Genomic DNA, 284 nt, shown 5'->3' on the forward strand with positions numbered 1-284 from the left:
GGGTGCCATACGCCACTCTTCAGTAATGGCTTCCGCCACATAACATTGCTGGCGCTTAATGCCGTGATGCAGGAACTTTGCGCCTCCGCGCAGGGCTTTGCTGATACCTTCAGCGGCGATATCACCGGTATAAGGGGCCAGCAGTTCCGCAGGGTCGAACTCTGCCAGATCTGCCAGCGCAACGAAGTTTTGCACCACCTGAATATCACCCTGCACTTCCAGCTCACCACTGCGAATCAGTGCGGCAAGCTGCTGGCGATCGCGAAGTTTCGGCAACACGCTGG

The 284-nt window shown here is 57.4% G+C and carries 1 protein-coding gene; it reads right to left on the reverse strand.

The window, feature by feature from the left end:
• Positions 1-284 (reverse strand): ubiquinone biosynthesis accessory factor UbiJ (locus LZP73_RS20740; protein ID WP_442800787.1); only part of this gene is annotated, 284 nt, incomplete at both ends.

The organism is Shewanella sp. AS16 (genome assembly GCF_021412365.1).
Classification (GTDB): Bacteria; Pseudomonadota; Gammaproteobacteria; order Enterobacterales; family Shewanellaceae; genus Shewanella; species Shewanella salipaludis.